The organism is Pseudoalteromonas sp. H105 (assembly GCF_001469215.1).
Taxonomy (GTDB): Bacteria; Pseudomonadota; Gammaproteobacteria; order Enterobacterales; family Alteromonadaceae; genus Pseudoalteromonas.
In genome coordinates this window covers 306,728-324,665 of the sequence record NZ_LOFH01000001.1, presented here as the reverse complement: position 1 = coordinate 324,665, position 17,938 = coordinate 306,728, and the positions used below count along the sequence as shown (strand labels likewise).

Below are 17,938 nucleotides of genomic sequence, written 5' to 3'. Positions count from 1 at the left end.
ACTAAACACTAAATTAAAAATAACAAATGAGCAGTGTGGTCACAGTGGTAATTTTAACTAAATCAGAACGCTTTAGCTTGAACACTGAAATAAGTATTACCCCATTATTTATATTTCTCATAGGTATTCTGAAACCTGAATAGTGTAAATTTTATTCCAATTTAGATTTATATATTGGCGAATAGCTCATTTAATTCTACCGCTAAAAAAGTAATGTCGAACTTTTAACATGCATATAATTTAAAAGATATAAACAACCTTTTAACCTAAGTTAATACTCGTACTTTTAACAAAATCAGTTCCAAATCACCATCGTTTTTATTTTTCAAACACTAAATCTATAATTATTGATCATTAAAAATCATATACATGTATATAAGTCCAAATAAAAACCTTAGCCGCAACCTTCTATAAATAAGCTTACCTATTAAATAACTATAGAATTAACAATAACTTAATTTTTTACAACTCACTAGCAAACAAACGAGAACAGTGTCATATGACTTAAATTATCATTTTTTAGCCTCTTACAGTACCAGACTCTAAATTGTATATTTTATGCAAACTAACAGTGCGTATTAATAATTCGCAAAATTAACATAAAGGATACAACATGTCGTATATCAAAACTGATGGCGTTAAAATGCCAAAAAACGTCTTAGTGATGACAATCAGTTCATTATTAACAGTCTCTTCTTTTAATACTTTGGCAGTAGTAGAACAAAACGCGAAAGAAGACATAGAACAAATTCAAATTACAGGTTCGCGTATTTTACGTACAGATTTGGAATCCGCCAAACCAGTCACCGTTATTACTAAAGCTGATATTCAAGCAACAGGCTTGAATGATATCGCAAGTGTATTATCACAGAGTATTTTTAACTCTGCGGGTTCAACCGTAGCGCATGCTAATAATTCTTCAGGTAATTTTTCTGCTTCAAATTTGAGAGGTTTAGGTTCGAATCGTACTTTAACTTTGGTAAATGGCAGACGTGTTGCGGGTTCATCTTCGAGTTATGGCAATAGTGTAAATGTTAATTTGATACCGTTAGAAGTAGTTGAACGCATCGATATTTTAAGAGATGGTGCCTCCTCTATTTATGGTTCAGATGCCATGGGCGGTGTTATTAATATTATTACTAAAAAAAATTATGAAGGCATTCAAGTATCGGTTAATGCTTCAAAAGCAACGCAAGGTGGCGCTGATCAAACAGGTGGTTCTTTAACGTATGGAACAAGCAATGATAAAAGTTCAACCTTAGTTGTACTAGAGCATCAAAGAAATAGCAGCTTACTTGGCGGTGATCGCCCCCACCTAGATGCTGAACATAACCCAAAACGTTGGAGTAATAGTTATTCTCCTTGGGGAACGTATTATATTAATGGCGATTATTACGGTGATGATACCCCTAGCCCATTATGCCCTGAAGAAAATATAACTGAAACAAGCTATGGCGAAGGGTGTGGTTATGATGTCATGGAAGGAAAGTTTTATTTACCGGAAATTGAGAAAACATCTGCATTTATTAGCTTTAATTATAACATCTCTGATGATTTGGAATTTTACAATACCATTTTATATACCCGAGACGAAACATTTACCTCATCTACTCCCATGTGGGCAGAAGGCACAATGGCGGCGGATAACATTAATAACCCAACCAGGACAACATCTGATCCACAATCTATTCATTTTATGCATTATATGGAAGGCTCAGTACCAAGAGAGTTTTCGTTTGATACGAGTTTATTTGATGTAAATGCCGGTATTAATTGGATGTCAGATGAAGGAACGTTATCAATTAACTTGTCCCACAGTAAAGATTCATTTGTTCAAGAGTCTAATTATTATTACTTTACTGATAAATTTCAGTCAGCTGTAGATGAAGGCCTTTATAATCCTTTAGCACCTGCAGGCGGTGAGCTGGCTACCGACGCGGTATTAGATTCGTTTAGGCATACGCAACATCGTATTGGGTCTAGTATTTCAAAAGGCATCAATATTGATTGGGCTAGTATTGCCCCAATTGAATTAGCAGGCGGTGAGATTGGGTATGCCATAGGTGCAGAATATCGTCAATTAACATTATCAGATCAACAAGATGCTATGTCTAATTCTGGAAGTGTTAAAGGTGCTTACGGTGGCGATACTGTCGGTGAACGTAACTATAAAGCGGCCTACGTAGAACTGGAGCTACCATTCACAGAGGAGTTAACAGTCTCAGCTGCAACACGTTATGATCAATATAGTTTGCCTGACCAAGGGCAACTTTCTAGTAGCCTTTCAGCGCGATATGAGGTTTCTGAAGGTATAATTCTCAGAGCATCATACAGTGAAGGTTTCAGAGTTGCAGATATTAATGAAGCTGTGGGCGAAGAAAGTGTTGGATACCAGCATTTTGTAGATCCAAAATATTGTAACCCAGTGCCTGTTGAAGAACGCGCTGATTCGCCATTTTGTCGTGATGTGAATGAGGCGGTCAGAACTTTTTCTAACCCGAATCTAAAGCCTGAACTTTCAGAGCAAATATCTGCAGGTTTAGCGATAAACATAACGGATGATATCAGTTTAACGCTTGATTACTGGGCGATGGAGATTACTAATCAAATTACTTCTATTGGTGCTAAAACAATCTTAGATGAAGAGTATTTAGGTAATTTAGGTAATTATGATGGCCTTTATGTCAATCGTGATTTAAATGAGCAAGATTGGCGTCAAGAAATTCAAGAGATAGGTTCAACTACCACTAATTATCTTGGTTTAGACACATCTGGTATTGATTTATCTATTACTTCAAAATTTGACTTGGACAATTTAGGTTCATTTAAAATAGGCCTTGAAGGAAGCTATATCTTAGAGTACATGTTTCAAGAAACGTCTGTTGATCCAGTATATGACTATGTTGGTTACTATAACCGCCCTGAGTTTAGAGCAAGTTTAAATACCAATTATTATTATGATAACTTCCAAGCTTTTGCTAATTTCAGACATGTCGATTCATTTTTAGGGGAAACGCCAGAAGATGAAGTTGAAGGAACTGAATGGTTAGATTTTCCATCAATGACCACGTTAGACGTTGGCGTTGGGTATACGTTCGCGGACTTCGGACAAGTACAACTTATTTCTAGTAACGTACTTGATAAAATGCCACCTATCAATACTGATTTAAGGTATGGCTACAGCTATCAAATACACAGTATTGTGGGTCGTACCGTTCAATTAATCTATAGTAAAAACTTTTAAACACGCTTCCCAATCATAAATAGCACTCAAGCTATTTAAATAACCCTAGCCAAAGGAAGCGCTCATCTAAGTGCTTCCTTTTTATTTGCCCATATTATTTGATAAGTTGAACTTTTATTTTAAGCACTTTAAACTGATTAAAAAGAATAAAATATGATAGATTTCGAACAACCCTTTACCATAGAAGCATTTATTGTAAATCCTAAGATGGATACGTTAAGCTACCAAGGTCAAACGGTGGAAGTGCAATCAATGGGAATGAAGGTGTTGTGCTACTTGGCTAAACATCAAGACAAAGTTATTTCACGAGATGATCTTAGAGAACACGTTTGGCAAAATACAACTGCATCCAACCATACCATCAATAACTATATCTACAGCCTTCGTCGCATATTTTCAAAATTTGATCCTGATACAAAATACATTAACACCGTAACGGGAGGCAAAGGCAATGGCTATCGATTAATCGCTAAAATAAAACAAATACAAGAAAACGAATCAACTGATGTTGAAAATAAGTCGCGTAAAACACAGGCTGTAAATTCATTTTTTACTAAAACAGCTATCTTTAAATTGTTATCAATCACTTTAATCACAAGCACACTACTTTTTTTGTTTTTGAGCGATTTCAAATTAAGCGCTGACTACAAGAGAATCACTCCGCTTACTAAACAAATTGGCAGAGAGCAAAGCCCTGCTGTGAGTGATGATGGAAAGTTAATTCTGTATGCAAACCGGATACAAAGAGACAAATACTGGGCGTTATATGCAAGCCATACGAGTAATTTAGACAAAGCTGTAAAAATATTTGATAAACAAAATACCAGTGAAAACTTTGTTAGTATTTCCCCCAACAATAAATACATTGCATTCATGCGTTATAAAAGCAATCAAAGTGGTATATATATCGCTGACTTCAATCCTGCAACGCTGAAAGCTCATAACCCTAAGTTGATAATAAAACTACAAAAAGGTAATTTTTCACCTTCTATCTCTTGGCTTAATAACCGTCAGTTTTATTACAATATGAAAGAAGCTGAACCTGCACCGCGTAAATTTTATTTATATGATTTAGTGTTAAATACCTCAGAGCAAATCAGTGCGCCCCCCATAAACACTAACGGAGATTTTGCCGGTACGATATCACCAAATAAGCAACTGTTTGCAATTATGCGTTCAAATAAAGATTTGGGCCTTGAGGTATATCTTTTGGATATACAAACAAATGATTTAATACCTACCCCTATTAAGATTGACGAAAAAAGGGTCAACATCAGCTTTAGTGATGATAGCAAAGCTATATACTTTATTGATAATGAAGGTTATTTGTCTCAATTTAATATTTCAACCCGTGAAATATCTCGTATCTCTTCTCTTGCTTATACTGGATATTGGCCTTTAAAAGTGCCAGGAAAAAAACAATTTATATTGCAACAAGACTGGGGGCTATCTTCATTAACTACGCGCATTATTAAGCATGCTAATCCGCTGAAAGGAGGTGACGGTAAGGCTAAAGTTGTGCTTGAAAATGGCCTGTCTATTCGCTCTATTGCTAAAGTTGCGAATGGCTTATTATTTGCCAGTATTAAGCCTAACCATCAAGTTGAACTTTGGCGCTTAGAAGGTAACTCCGCAAAGAAACTAACACAATTTAATGAAAAAAATGAATATACATACCCACTTAGCATCAATTGGTTACAAGGAACTGCAAAAGCCGTGTTATCGATAAATAATAGCTGCCGTATTATTAATATTAATACTGGTAAAGACATTCCACTTTGCCCGGATGGAGAACGTGTATATTCAGCTCGTTTTTCAAATGTGAGTGATAACATTTATTTAGCAGGCACCAAATTTGACCAACCTTATGCAGTTCAGATGGGCAGTAGCGGTTTCCCAGTGAAGCCATTAGACGCATTGGCCAACGCAAATTTAATCATACACTATTCAAAAGATATTTTTTATTACAGTGAGTATGGCACTTACGATATATATCGCTTTAATAGTAAAACAGCCACTAAAGAAAGATTAATAACGCGTACATATTTAAATAACCCCTACTCTGCAAATGATTTTGTGGTTACAAAAACTGGCATTTATTTTATGGACCGCGTCGCTGTCAGAAATAATGCCATTTACTTTTATGATTTTGAAAATAAGACAACAAAATTTGTTATCCCCAGTAAAGACAATTACCCAAATTTAGTTCTCAGTGATGATGAGAGCGAAATTTTCTTAATCGAATCATATGATAACGATACAAATTTAATATTGCTCGAATAAGGCTAATTTCAAAACACGGTCAGGATCCGTTTAAAATACAAATAGATAACCAAAAGAATTAATAGAAGGATTTACTGATGCCACATACATTTACAAAAAGCAAATAGTCACACCTTAACCTTGTACATCATAACTTCCCGACAAAATGTATCGCTCTTAAACGCCTTTCAACCTAAATTGCAAGGTTGTGATTAAATGCCGTTATAAAGCGGATAAGTAATACTTTCTCAGAGCCAACGTTTACTTAGGTTGGATGTGATATACATAGATTGGTGTTTTATAAAAGTCTTTAAGTTTAATAACCTTCGTTGGTTTATATGAAGGCAAAGCAAACGTGTTGCTCACAATAGTGATTTTTTTAGGCATGTCGTATTTTAACTTATCTTCAAGCGCCACCATTGCACCAGGAAAAAGGTAACATACTAGAGTATCAGCCCCGCTGAGATCAGCATTTTTAAAATCTTTACGATATAGAGTAAGGTTATTTAAACTCATACTATATTTGTAAAGCACTGAAACGAGCCATGGAAACCACGATAACTCATAGCCAATAACCTGTTTATTAGGATACTTTTTGGCAACCGCTATAACAAGTGTTCCCCAACCAGATCCTAAGTCAATTAATGCGCCTTTTTCATGTGTACTTATTTCAGTAAGCATCGTTTGGCACGCTTTGGTTGAACTCATCATCGGTGAAATGCCTGTTTTCTGAGTGCTCCACACGATAGATATAGCTATGATAACAACGACAAAGAACAGTGCTATTGCAATAAAATCCATACTAACAATCATCTGACAATTGTAGAATATTCATGATTTCACCTTAGCACTAAATATTAATTTATGAACCGTAGACTACTGATTTTATTTGCTAAAAGCAATCAACTGCGTATTTGCTCCTCGCTCAGTATAGCGAATCCAAGCCTAATAAACGGCCCCTACACTTTTACAATCGTCTTTAGTGAGTGATCGGTGCTTTTTTTTGTATCCGCTCAAGAATTAACCTTCCCTGCCGTTAATGAATAAACAGTAAAACAAAAAATATTGTGTACAGGAGGTACGTCATGGGCTTTTCAAACGATGAATTACTATTTTTATCGAGTTTATTCAAAACACAGCACACAACTCATTTACCTAAGAATCAAAAGCTCACCGTTAAAAGTGATATCCCAACAAACATTGCTAGTTTGTTTCAAAATGCTAATTTGACCTTACTTGCCGAAGTCGGGCAATACCAGTTATGGTTTCCCTTAGTGTTTAAAGTTGACACCTCAGGGACATTCACGCCAATTCTAAGTGCACCAGAGGTGATTGACACACAAGGAAATCAACGAAGCTGGCGATGGGATAATTTGAATATTGAGAGTGAAGGTTATTGTATTGAATCAATCTCTAGTTCTGGTGTATTTTTAAAACCCCAAGGAAACCACAAAAGACTCCCTGATAATCAGCGTATGCAGTTTGATTTACCCAATAAAAAACATGTCACCATTACTATTGAACCTGTCAGGCATTCCAAAGATGGCATTGCAGCGAGAATAATCGATATACATGAAGGTAAAGAGCAGTTACGTGAATACCTATTTAATCTTCATAAACGTCAATATGCAAATTTATATAACACAATCCCATCCAGTTAGTTGCACTGATGTGTGTGCATAGATAAGCTATCCCCTTTATTGCTGACAATGAAGGTTTTATGAGCGAAAATAATTACCCTATCGGAACCCCTGGTTTGCCATGGACCAGTGAAGAGAAACATCAATGGTTTAATGAGCAAACAATCAAGCGAAGCTATCAGCAAGACGTGGTGTCATTGATCAACGAATTAACAAAAGACGTTGATATTGAGCAATACAGTTCGCTTGAATATGATGTTGAACGCTACCCTCTTTTTATCATTAAGTCTAAAGGTTGGTCTGCTGAAAAGCCCGCCGTTCTAGTGACTGGGGGTGTTCATGGCTATGAAACCAGTGGCGTACTTGGTGCAATTCGTTTCGTTAAAACGCTAGCCAATCACTACAGTAAGCACTTTAACTTAGTAGTAGCGCCGTGTATTAGCCCATGGGGATATGAGACCATTAACCGTTGGAACCCAAATGCTGTTGATCCCAATCGTTCATTCTATAAAGACAGCCCAGCGGCTGAGTCTGCGGCTATTATGGCTTATATGAACGATAACAATATCAACCCTATCGCCCACATTGATTTACATGAAACAACCGATACTGACAACAGTGAATTTAGGCCTGCGCTCGCTGCACGTGAAGGCAGTGTCAACAAAAACTGGAACATCCCAGATGGGTTTTACCTTGTTGCAGATTCAATAAAACCAGAACATGCATTTCAAACTGCCATAATAAACAGTGTCTCGGCGGTCACACATATTGCCCCTAGTGATAACAACAACCAATTGATTGGTGTGACACAAGAACAGGTTGGCGTTATAAACTACAGCGCACGCAAATTAGGATTATGTATGGGCTTTACTAATGCAAAATATGTCACAACAACAGAGGTTTACCCAGATAGCAAAACCGCCACTGATGAAGAATGTATTCTCGCCCAAGTCGCTGCAATTTCAGGCGCGTTAGATTACATTATTGCAAAGTAATTTACATTTAAGACCAAATTATATGTATTTATAAACAGCTATTATGCAAATAAATTATTTTAATTTGGTCCTAAAAAAGGCATTTCCTTGCCACTTTAATATGTTTTCAAAATATAATATGCAAACTACAATTTATCTCTTTAAATGCCTAGACTTACATCAATTTTTGTATAAAATTCGCGCTCTTCACTTCGAGTAAGGATAAGAATTGGAATTCAAAAATCAGTATGGTCACGTCACGTTACAGCACGAAAGTAACATTATAATCGCAAGTTTTACTGGTTATATTAACGAGCGATTAGTGATTGAGTTTAGCACCGCAATGCTCAATCGTGCAAAATCGTTTGCTGGCGCACCTTGGGGTTACATTAGCAACTCAAAGCATGCACAAGCAGCCACACCTGATGCTGAAGCAAGCTTTGTCGACTTAACTAAAAGTATGATTAAAGATGGCTGTATTGCGAGTGCTTTTATATTTGACTCGTCATTAATCATTAATCAAATGCAACGTGTCATTAAAAACACAGGCCTTGACTTTAATATTCATGATAGGCTTTTTGCTAACTTAGAAGAGGCCATGCTATTCATAGAGCAAAAAATAACAGAGCCCACAATCTAAGTTAAACGCATTTAATTCCTATAAAACAAGCTAGGTTGTGTTTGAGTAATAGTACTGTCTTCATGCGCAGTTACAACAAATTCGAGCTTGGTTACTTTTTTGTCGAGGTTATAGCCATCAGCAACAATAGTGACGGGGATTTGCTTCATTACACCGGGTTCTACTCGGGTATTTTGTGGACTTTTGAGTTCGCCTTTGTCAAAGCCACTTAATGACACATGATAGTGAAGAGGCTGTTGAGTTTTATTAATAATGGTCAATGTATACGGGTTTTCAACTAAGCCTTCGTAATTCACTCTATATAGTGCATTTCTATCGCGTAGGACTGACACTTCAATGGGCGTTCTTTGAGCCAACCATACAATCATCACTATTGACAATAGAACTGTTAACCCGCCGTACCCTAAAAGCTTTAATCTAAATGGATTGGTAGTCCCTCCCGCAATTTGTTTTTCACTTGCGTATTTAATAAGCCCTTTTTGATAGCCAAATTTTTCCATTGTGTCATCGCATGCATCAATACATAAACCACAATTTATACACTCATATTGTAGCCCATTTCGAATATCAATCCCTGCTGGGCACACCTCGACGCACAAATTACAATCAACGCAGTCACCTAAGTCTAGGGATTTAGGGTCTGCTTTACGCTTACGCGGCCCGCGGTTTTCACCACGCTTAGTATCATAGGTAACAAGGAGTGTATCTTTATCAAACATCACAGATTGAAAGCGAGAGTATGGGCAGGCAATAGTACACATTTTTTCACGCAAAAAGCCTGCATTACCGTAAGTGCAAAAAGCGAATAAGCATACCCAAAAACTGGTTATACCTGACCAATCAAGCATCACCATATCACTGTAAAGAGACTTGGCTGGAATGAAGTAAGCCATAAAAGACGTAGCGGTTAATAAAGATATAACAAGCCACGCGCTGTGTTTAGTTATCTTCTTACGCCATTTAACGATTGACCAAGGTGATTTATCTAACTTTATACGCTGATTACGCGTGCCTTCTATTCGTTGCTCAACCCATGAAAACATGAGCATCCAGATGGTTTGTGGACAAGTATAACCACACCAGACTCTGCCCAGCCAGTTTGTTACAAAGAATAACGCAAATGCCCCAAGCATAAATAGCAACGCCAAAATCATAAAATCTTGAGGTAAAAGGGTTAGACTAAAAATCGTGAATTTCTGGGTGCCTACATCAAACAAGACAGCTTGCTGCCCGTTGTATTGAACCCAAGGAATGGCAACAAACACAAGCATGAGTAGCCAACCTAAATTACGACGCACTCGCTGGAAAAACCCTTTTTGCTCACGAATATAAATTGGGCCCTCGTCCTTGTAGGGTTTAATAATCATGTCTTCTTCTTTAATATCAAATTTCATAATACTTACTTCATTGTAACGGTCTTTGAATAAGTATTTTGCAACTTTCAGACCAACCTGAAAGTTTATTTTTAATATTAAATTACAGCAACTTAAAGAAAATTAAAACATTCTTTTACGTGATATATCGCGAAATTCGTGATATATCGTTATTTTTCTATGTTTAGCTTTTTCATTTTTGAACGTAATGTACTCTCTGGCATACCAAGCCTAATCGCAGCTCCTTTTGGTCCTGATATTTTACCATTTGTAATATCTAGCACTGTTTCTATATGCTGTTTAACGACACAATTAAGAGAAAGTGATGGGTTAACACTTGAGTTAACCTGCCCACTCAATGGCTGGGTTAAGTTTAGTACCGCGTGTTTTGATAGAATAGCTTCTCTTTCTAATACGTTTTGTAATTCTCGAATATTCCCTGGCCAATCATACGCTTGAAGCTGACTTATAGCCTTTTTACTTAATCCATTTAATTGCTTACCTAAACGTTTATTAAGTTGTTGAATAAGGTTAACACTCAAAAGTGGTATATCTTCTTTTCGTTCTTTTAATGCAGGCACGCGAATTGGAAATACATTTAAACGATAATAAAGATCGATTCTGAAATGGCCTTGTTCAACCATTTGCCATAGATCGCGATTAGTCGCTGCAATAATTCGTATATCAACAGTGAGCGTGGAACTTCCACCAACACGCTCAAACTCACGTTCTTGCAAAACACGTAATAACTTACTTTGTGACTCTAGTGGCAACTCTGCTATTTCATCTAAAAACAATGTACCATTATCAGCGAGTTCAAAACGCCCTTTACGACGCTCATTTGCCCCCGTAAACGCTCCTTTTTCATGACCAAATAACTCGGATTCCAATAAACTGGGTGTAAATGCTGCGCAATTAACTTTTATAAAGGGCTGCTTATAGCGGTTACTTAGGCGATGAAGGTTGCGCGCTACTAGCTCTTTGCCTGTTCCATTCTCACCAAGGATAAGCACTGTACTGTCGGTTGGGCTAACTAATTTGATTTGTTCTAACATGGCTTGAAATACATGGCTTTTACCTACTAACCCTGAATCTTGCCAACCTTCATTTAACTGCGCTGTAAGGTAAGTATTTTCATCTTTTAATTGCTCACTCATTGCGCTAACTTGCTTAAGGGCATCACGTAAAGCATGCTCTGTTTCATGTTGTTTTGAAACATCGCGAAATATAGCCACAGCACCAATTAATTGCCCATTTTTATAAACAGGTGTTGATGTATATTCAACAGGGAATTGCGTGCCGTCTTTACGCCAAAACACTTCATCTTTAACGTGCCTATGAACGCCATCAAACATGGTGCAATAAATTTGGCATTCATCTGCTGGGTAGGGTGAGCCATCAGCATGACTATGGTGATGGTATTGATGAATTTTTTTACCCAGTAATTCACTTGCTTTCCAGCCAGTCATGCGCTCTGCAGCAGGATTTATAAACACCGCATTACCAGATAAATCAAAACCGTAGATCCCCTCACCCACTGCATTCAATAATAAAGTTGGGTCATTCAAAAATTGTTTGATCATAAAACACTCTCTCGCGATATATCACGAAACATTATCACTCTTTCTTGATGATTACACTTTTACTTACAAATTATATTTCCACACGATAAATATAATCACTAATATGGAGAAAATATAAAATGAAGAAATACTATGTCTTTAACCATCAGTCATTTAGAAAAACATTATAATACTGTCAGCGCTGTGGATAACTTATCTTTCGACGTTCAACCTGGCGAAATATTTGCTTTACTTGGCCCTAATGGTGCAGGTAAGTCCTCATTGGTTAAAATGCTGGTAGGTTTTACTTACCCTGATGCTGGTGAAATTAAGTTTGTTGATGAAAATGAACCCTTTTCTTCTATACCTTCACAGTTATTAGGCTATTTACCTGAAGACCGAGGTCTATATCCCGAAAAAACCCTCAAGCAAAACCTGCAATTTTTTGCACAACTACATGGCGTCACAAACGATGACATTGAAGAAAGATGCCAACATTGGTTAACAAAATTTAGTTTATCCGATCGTTTAAATGATCCGCTTAAATCCTTATCAAAAGGAAATCAGCAAAAAGTACAACTCATTACAGCCATATTACATAAGCCTAAATGGGTGATTCTTGATGAACCATTTTCAGGCTTAGATCCCATCAACCAAGAGTTAGTGGTTGAATTTTTAGCCGAATTAAAGCAACAAGGGATGACCGTCATATTAAGTGCGCACCAAATGGCGATGGTTGAAAAGCTGGCCGACAGAGTCTTACTACTTAATAAGGGTCAAAGCGTATTATACGGTAAACTAAGTGAGGTTTTTGACCATTACAACAATCATGTGATTGATGTAAACTTCCGTAAACATGTTGATAATACTCAACTTAGCATACTTAGTTCAGCATTTGTTATTAAACAGCTATCAACGTCTCGATTAACCATCACATTAAATGAACATCAAACGCTTAATGAGCTTCTGCCTCACCTTTTAAAGTTAGGCGAAATTCATGAGTTGAAGAATCAATCACAGTCTTTGCATGCTATTTATCTACAAGCTGTTGCAGAACATAATGCACACGATTGCAAGGAGCAAAGTTATGAAAAATAAAAACGTATCAAGCAAAGAGCAGGTATGGACTGTCGCTAAATGGGAGTTTTTGCACTTTTTTAAGTTAAAACAAGAGATAATATCTAAACTCATCATGTTACTAATTGCAGCTATTATCTATTTCTTTGCCGCCAGTGGCGCCGATTTCGATAAACAGTACACCTTAGCAACCAATGCCGAGCAACCATTTTTAAATAAAATAAACCCGGCGTTCAAATTTGAACATGTTGAGAATATTAATAATGCTATTAATAAGTTAGATCAAGATGAATTCGATGGCGTACTGAAATATAACGAACAAACAACTAATTACACATTGGTCACTCTAGAAAAAGACTTATGGCAAACAACCCTCTCATCTCAACTAAACGCCTTGATGAAGCAGCAACAGTTAGATGCGCTCGATTTGAATCAAGCGCAATATGATAGCTTAACGAATAGTAAAACGATTGAACATCAAATACTTGATGAACTAATAAAGAATCAAGCAGACAAAAGCCAAACTTACACCGCTTTCGGGGTATTGATACTATTATTTGTTGCTATGTTTGGCATATTTGGTCAGTTGTTTGTCAGTATCACAGGTGAAAAGCAAAATCGGGTAACGGAACAACTCATGGCTACAATGACACCCCAAACGTGGATTGATGGTAAGCTAACAGGCCAAATATTACTGGCAGTAAAGACAATGTTTGGTACTTTGTTATCGGTAGTGCTATCCATGCTGTTTTTCACAGTGATTATAAAGCAACAACCGATTAGTTTGGATTTTGTTAACTGGTCTATGCTCCCTTGGTTTATCGCGTTTGCAATTTCAGGCCTTGCTATTTGTGCTGCGTTTATGGCAGCTGTAGCAGCAGGCATTGATGACCCCAATCATAGTAGTAAAAGTGCGTTGATGATGCTGCCTATTGCCCCGATTGCGATCGCATTTTTCATGATGGATGCGCCTAATAGCTCTCTGAGTATTGCTTTAAGTTACTTGCCATTTACCGCATTTGCCGTTATGCCAGTACGCATGTCATTAGTAGACTTACCTTTTTGGCAACCATTTCTTTCTTTCATACTCAGTGTTGGCTGTTTTTATTACCTGCGTATTTTTGCAGCGCGTATTTTTAAAATGGGGATGAATATGTATGGTAAGGAACCTAGCTTAAAAGCCATGTGGCTGGCTATTTTTAAGTAAATTCAATTGTCGAGGTAGGCTATGCAATCAGCCTACCTATTATATTTAATTAGTGGTTAATTGTTTTACTGTTAATATAATCTGTCAGTGCGAACAACACACCAGAAGCAACAAAAGTAATATGAATAACGACTTTTAAAATTAATTCCTCACTGGTATGCGATGAAGAGCTAATAAACACTTTTAATAACTCCACAGCAGATATAGCAACAATGGCACTAATAAGCTTCATTTTAAGCCCAGAAAAACCAACCTTACCCATCCAAGCTGGCCTATCTTCATGGTTCTCTATATTAAGTTTCGATACAAAATTTTCATAACCACTAAAAATAATTATGAGCAATAACCCACCGAGTAGCGCCGTATCTACTAACGTTAAAATCCCTACTAACAGTTCTTCGTTAGTGGCTGTAAACGTAGCAATGCCCATTAGGTATAACTGTTTAAAAAATTTGATCAGTAATAAAATAACGGCAAATAATAGCCCAACAAAAAAAGGAGCAAGTAACCAACGACCACGAAATATAAATGTTTCTAATACGAGCTCTGCTCTGCCTGCTTGTCGTTTAGGTTTTGTAGTGATTTGACTATCCATTTTGTTCATCATTTTATAAAACGCTGACTTTAACTGAGTTTGTTATTTGATACAAACACTGAAGTGTTTTTCTTTTCGGTATAAATTTCATCTTAACGATAAAAATATTTCGTTTTCCTTTATAACCGTTTCGATTAAGAATTATTTCTCCCACTGAGCACTTCTCTTTGGCTAACAACTTTTATTAGGAATGAATACATGAAAAAAACAATGCTAACCCTTTTAATTGCGCCACTTTTTAGCGTTGTTGCGGCATTTGCTGTCGCAGAAGACGCCGTTGATGCGCCTGAAGAAATAATCCAAGAATTTACAGAGATGTGTATAGATTGGGCAAAAGATGACGATATCAGCGATTCGGAACTCAAAGCCTACGTTTTAAAATGCGTTAATGATGAATTAACAGCTGAAGGCTATAAAAAAGTAACCGACGTAAAAATTTAATTAATTTCGCTTAATCATAAAAAACCGAGATTGCACAAGGGTGTGAATCTCGGTTTTTTTATTGCTCGAATGTACTGATAAAGAGCACCCTAGGTGCTCATATATTACTCGGCAGCTTTTTTAGCGGCCTTTTTTGGGGCTGCTTTCTTAGCTGGTGCCTTTTTAGTGGCTGCTTTCTTTTTAGGTGCGGCTTTTTTCTTTGCCTCTTCAACCCACTTTCCAGCATTATAATGCGCTGTCCAGCCCGTTGCTTTACCTTCAATCTCTGTCATTACGTACTGCTCTTTATTCTTACGGCTATAGCGTACAATCGCTAGATTTCCGTCAGGATCTTTTGCAGGTGCATCCGCTAAGTAATAGAACTTAGGTGAAATACGATCGCGAAAACGATGAAGCTCTTCGACTTTTGGTGCTCGCGTTTCACGTGATTTAGGGAATGTATTTGCAGCTAAGAAAATACCAGCAGCGCCATCACGCAGTACAAAATATGCATCTGATTTTTCACATTCTAGCTCGGGCAATTGCACTGGGTCTTCTTTTGGCGGCGCAGCTTCACCGTTACGCAATAACTTACGTGTGTTTTTACACTCGTCGTTGCTGCAGCCAAAGTATTTACCAAAACGGCCTGATTTAAGTTGCATATCTGAGCCACATTTATCACATTCGATAATGGGTCCGTCATAACCTTTAATTTTAAAGGTTCCTTGCTCAATCACATACCCTTTACAACCTGGGTTATTACCACAAACATGTAATTTACGCGTTTCATCAATTAAGTATGAATCCATTGCCGTTTCACATATTGGGCAACGCTTCATTTGCATTAACGTTTCAGTTTCCACATCTTCAACGTCAGCAGCGACTGCTTCATCACCAGAGACTAAGTTCATTGTGGTGGTACAGCGCTCTTTAGGCGGTAGGTTGTAACCTGTACAGCCTAGGAATACTCCTGTAGAGGCTGTGCGAATACCCATTTTGCGCGCACAGGTTGGGCAATCGATATCGGTTTCGACCATTTCATTTTTACGCATGCCACCATCATCTTCTTCGCCACTAGCGATAGAAAGCTGGGTAGAAAAATCAGCGTAAAACTTATCTAAAACTTGGGTCCAAACACGCTCGCCTTCAGCGATATCATCCAAACGTCCTTCCATTTTTGCAGTAAAGTCGAAGTTCATTAAATCGGTAAAGTTTTCAACTAAACGATCGGTAACTATCTCCCCCATTTTTTCTGCAAAGAAACGACGATTTTCAACACGGACATAACCGCGGTCTTGAATAGTCGAAATAATAGACGCATACGTAGACGGACGCCCAATTCCACGCTTTTCAAGCTCCTTAACTAAACTTGCTTCACTAAAACGCGCTGGCGGCTTAGTAAAGTGCTGCTTAGGGTCTAGCTCGATTAAGGTAAGCACCTCACCTTCTTTCACCGCAGGTAGAGATTGATCTTCTTCATTCTTTTTACGAACTGCAGGTTGAACTCGCGTCCAACCATCAAAGCGAAGTACACGCCCTTTGGCTTTGAGTTGGAACTCATTGGCAGCGACCGTTAACGTAGTGAGGTCGTATTCTGCAGGCACCATTTGGCATGCAACAAATTGACGCCAAATTAGCTCATACAACTTCTTGGCATCAGGGTCAACACCGTCTAAGTGTCCCGATAATACACTAACACTCGAAGGACGAATCGCTTCGTGCGCTTCTTGCGCATTGCCTTTAGAACTGTAGTTTATTGGGTTTTCTGGTAAATATTTATCACCATACTGCTCAGCGACATAATCACGACACATGCCTACAGCGTCTTTTGATAGATTAGTTGAGTCAGTACGCATGTAAGTAATGTAACCGGCCTCATACAAGCGCTGAGCGAGCATCATGGTCTTTTTAACACCATAGCCTAAGCGCGTACTCGCTGCTTGTTGCATGGTGGAAGTAATGAACGGCGCACTTGGTCGACTTTTACTCGGTTTTTCGTCAACACTGATAACTTTATATTCAGCACTTTCTAATGACGATACCGCCGCCATCGTTTGTGCTTCATTTACAGGCTTGAATGGTTTGTCACCCTGCTTGGCAACTTCAAGACGTAATTGGGATTCTGAATTTTTAACATCTGCATGAATGTCCCAAAATTCCTCGGGAATAAATGCTTTAATCTCTCGCTCACGTTCAACTAATAAACGCACAGCAACAGATTGAACACGCCCTGCTGATAAACCACGCGCTACCTTAGCCCATAGTAATGGCGATACCATAAAGCCAACTACACGGTCTAAGAAACGACGGGCTTGTTGGGCATAAACCATGTCAGTATTTAATTCACCGGGTGTCTCGAATGCTTGTTGAATCGCATTCTTAGTGATTTCGTTAAATACAACGCGTTTATATTTCTCAGGCTCACCACCAATAATCTGTTCGAGGTGCCAAGCAATGGCTTCCCCTTCTCTATCCAAATCCGTTGCGAGATAGATTTGATCTGCATTTTCAACGAGCTTTTTTAATTCTTGAACTACTTTTTCTTTACCAGGCAGCACCTCGTAGTGGGGCTCCCAGCCTTTTTCGGGATCAATCCCCATCCGAGCAACTAGGTTTGTGTAATCTCGCTGCTTTTTATAGGCAGCTTTAACTTCGGGAGACATTTTACGCACTTCAGCTGGTGTTTTTGTCGGCGCAGTTTTAGTTTTGCCAGAACCTGAGGTAGGAAGATCTCGTACATGCCCAATAGAGGACTTGACGATAAAATCGTTTCCTAAATATTTATTAATTGTTTTAGCCTTAGCAGGAGACTCTACAATTACTAGCGATTTGCCCATAGTTGCCTATTTCTAACCAAGTATTTTGAATGTGTTTAGCCCGTTTTGGGCGCGAATATTTATAGGTATATCTACAAACACCAATTGTTACAAGCTTTTAATAGAAA

13 protein-coding genes are annotated in these 17,938 nt (G+C 37.8%); 8 read left to right on the top strand and 5 right to left on the bottom strand.

Translation table 11 applies throughout. From position 1 onward, the window contains the following. The first annotated feature begins 613 nt into the window (after nt 1-613). Both ATS75_RS01420 and ATS75_RS01415 read left to right on the top strand, forming a co-directional pair. Nucleotides 614-3,244, top strand: coding sequence for a TonB-dependent receptor plug domain-containing protein (locus ATS75_RS01420; protein WP_058558641.1), 2,631 nt, complete (start codon nt 614-616; stop codon nt 3,242-3,244). A 153-nt stretch (nt 3,245-3,397) separates the two neighbouring features. Then, a complete protein-coding gene (locus tag ATS75_RS01415) occupies nt 3,398-5,527 on the top strand; it encodes a winged helix-turn-helix domain-containing protein (protein WP_058558640.1) in 2,130 nt (709 codons plus the stop codon). Between the two features lie 240 nt (nt 5,528-5,767). Here ATS75_RS01415 and ATS75_RS01410 read toward each other — a convergent pair whose 3' ends face one another. Further along, nucleotides 5,768-6,307 carry a methyltransferase gene (locus ATS75_RS01410; RefSeq protein WP_058559066.1) on the bottom strand — a complete coding sequence of 180 codons (540 nt, stop codon included), beginning with the start codon at nt 6,305-6,307 and terminating at the stop codon, nt 5,768-5,770. A 284-nt stretch (nt 6,308-6,591) separates the two neighbouring features. Between ATS75_RS01410 and ATS75_RS01405 the strand changes: the two genes are divergently transcribed. The 3 genes from ATS75_RS01405 to ATS75_RS01395 all read left to right on the top strand — a co-directional run bounded on the left by ATS75_RS01405 (nt 6,592) and on the right by ATS75_RS01395 (nt 8,760). Further along, the gene (locus ATS75_RS01405) at nt 6,592-7,167 is read left to right on the top strand and encodes a hypothetical protein (RefSeq protein ID WP_058558639.1); all 576 of its coding nucleotides are present in this window, start codon (nt 6,592-6,594) and stop codon (nt 7,165-7,167) included. A 59-nt stretch (nt 7,168-7,226) separates the two neighbouring features. After that, the gene (locus ATS75_RS01400; RefSeq protein WP_058558638.1) at nt 7,227-8,141 is read left to right on the top strand and encodes a M14 family metallocarboxypeptidase; all 915 of its coding nucleotides are present in this window, start codon (nt 7,227-7,229) and stop codon (nt 8,139-8,141) included. A gap of 208 nt (nt 8,142-8,349) precedes the next feature. Continuing rightward, complete coding sequence (locus ATS75_RS01395) at nt 8,350-8,760, top strand: hypothetical protein (protein ID WP_058558637.1); 411 nt, start codon at nt 8,350-8,352, stop codon at nt 8,758-8,760. 11 nt (nt 8,761-8,771) lie between these two features. On the opposite strand, the gene ccoG is transcribed toward ATS75_RS01395, so the two are convergent. Both ccoG and ATS75_RS01385 read right to left on the bottom strand, forming a co-directional pair. Continuing rightward, nucleotides 8,772-10,154: a cytochrome c oxidase accessory protein CcoG gene (gene ccoG / locus ATS75_RS01390; RefSeq protein WP_058558636.1), complete on the bottom strand. Its 1,383-nt coding sequence runs from the start codon at nt 10,152-10,154 to the stop codon at nt 8,772-8,774. A 149-nt stretch (nt 10,155-10,303) separates the two neighbouring features. Next, nucleotides 10,304-11,716, bottom strand: coding sequence for a sigma-54 interaction domain-containing protein (locus ATS75_RS01385; RefSeq protein ID WP_058558635.1), 1,413 nt, complete (start codon nt 11,714-11,716; stop codon nt 10,304-10,306). Nucleotides 11,717-11,848: 132 nt separating this feature from the next. On the opposite strand from ATS75_RS01385, the gene ATS75_RS01380 reads away from it, so the two are divergent. Further along, on the top strand, nt 11,849-12,793 hold the full coding sequence (locus ATS75_RS01380) for an ABC transporter ATP-binding protein (RefSeq protein ID WP_058558634.1): 945 nt from the start codon (nt 11,849-11,851) through the stop codon (nt 12,791-12,793). Beyond that, nucleotides 12,783-13,979 (top strand): ABC transporter permease, encoded by a 1,197-nt coding sequence (locus ATS75_RS01375; RefSeq protein ID WP_058558633.1) that lies wholly within the window; start codon nt 12,783-12,785, stop codon nt 13,977-13,979. Before ATS75_RS01380 ends, ATS75_RS01375 begins: the two co-directional genes overlap by 11 nt. 49 nt (nt 13,980-14,028) lie before the next feature. Here ATS75_RS01375 and ATS75_RS01370 read toward each other — a convergent pair whose 3' ends face one another. Beyond that, the gene (locus ATS75_RS01370) at nt 14,029-14,574 is read right to left on the bottom strand and encodes a TIGR00645 family protein (protein WP_152996168.1); all 546 of its coding nucleotides are present in this window, start codon (nt 14,572-14,574) and stop codon (nt 14,029-14,031) included. Nucleotides 14,575-14,772: 198 nt separating this feature from the next. On the opposite strand from ATS75_RS01370, the gene ATS75_RS01365 reads away from it, so the two are divergent. Further along, entirely contained in the window at nt 14,773-15,015 is a 243-nt protein-coding gene (locus ATS75_RS01365; RefSeq protein WP_058558632.1) for a hypothetical protein, read from the top strand. A gap of 104 nt (nt 15,016-15,119) precedes the next feature. On the opposite strand, the gene topA is transcribed toward ATS75_RS01365, so the two are convergent. Continuing rightward, nucleotides 15,120-17,831: a type I DNA topoisomerase gene (gene topA, locus ATS75_RS01360; RefSeq protein WP_058558631.1), complete on the bottom strand. Its 2,712-nt coding sequence runs from the start codon at nt 17,829-17,831 to the stop codon at nt 15,120-15,122. Nucleotides 17,832-17,938 lie beyond the last annotated feature (107 nt).

Bases quoted from the DNA above. Each gene is read 5' to 3' on its own strand.
- ccoG (WP_058558636.1), bottom strand. From the start codon at position 10,154: ATGAAATTTGATATTAAAGAAGAAGACATGATTATTAAACCCTACAAG.
- ATS75_RS01365 (WP_058558632.1), top strand. From the start codon at position 14,773: ATGAAAAAAACAATGCTAACCCTTTTAATTGCGCCACTTTTTAGCGTT.
- ATS75_RS01375 (WP_058558633.1), top strand. From the start codon at position 12,783: ATGAAAAATAAAAACGTATCAAGCAAAGAGCAGGTATGGACTGTCGCT.
- ATS75_RS01410 (WP_058559066.1), bottom strand. From the start codon at position 6,307: ATGGATTTTATTGCAATAGCACTGTTCTTTGTCGTTGTTATCATAGCT.
- ATS75_RS01405 (WP_058558639.1), top strand. From the start codon at position 6,592: ATGGGCTTTTCAAACGATGAATTACTATTTTTATCGAGTTTATTCAAA.
- ATS75_RS01380 (WP_058558634.1), top strand. From the start codon at position 11,849: ATGTCTTTAACCATCAGTCATTTAGAAAAACATTATAATACTGTCAGC.
- ATS75_RS01370 (WP_152996168.1), bottom strand. From the start codon at position 14,574: ATGGATAGTCAAATCACTACAAAACCTAAACGACAAGCAGGCAGAGCA.
- ATS75_RS01385 (WP_058558635.1), bottom strand. From the start codon at position 11,716: ATGATCAAACAATTTTTGAATGACCCAACTTTATTATTGAATGCAGTG.
- ATS75_RS01415 (WP_058558640.1), top strand. From the start codon at position 3,398: ATGATAGATTTCGAACAACCCTTTACCATAGAAGCATTTATTGTAAAT.
- ATS75_RS01400 (WP_058558638.1), top strand. From the start codon at position 7,227: ATGAGCGAAAATAATTACCCTATCGGAACCCCTGGTTTGCCATGGACC.
- topA (WP_058558631.1), bottom strand. From the start codon at position 17,831: ATGGGCAAATCGCTAGTAATTGTAGAGTCTCCTGCTAAGGCTAAAACA.
- ATS75_RS01420 (WP_058558641.1), top strand. From the start codon at position 614: ATGTCGTATATCAAAACTGATGGCGTTAAAATGCCAAAAAACGTCTTA.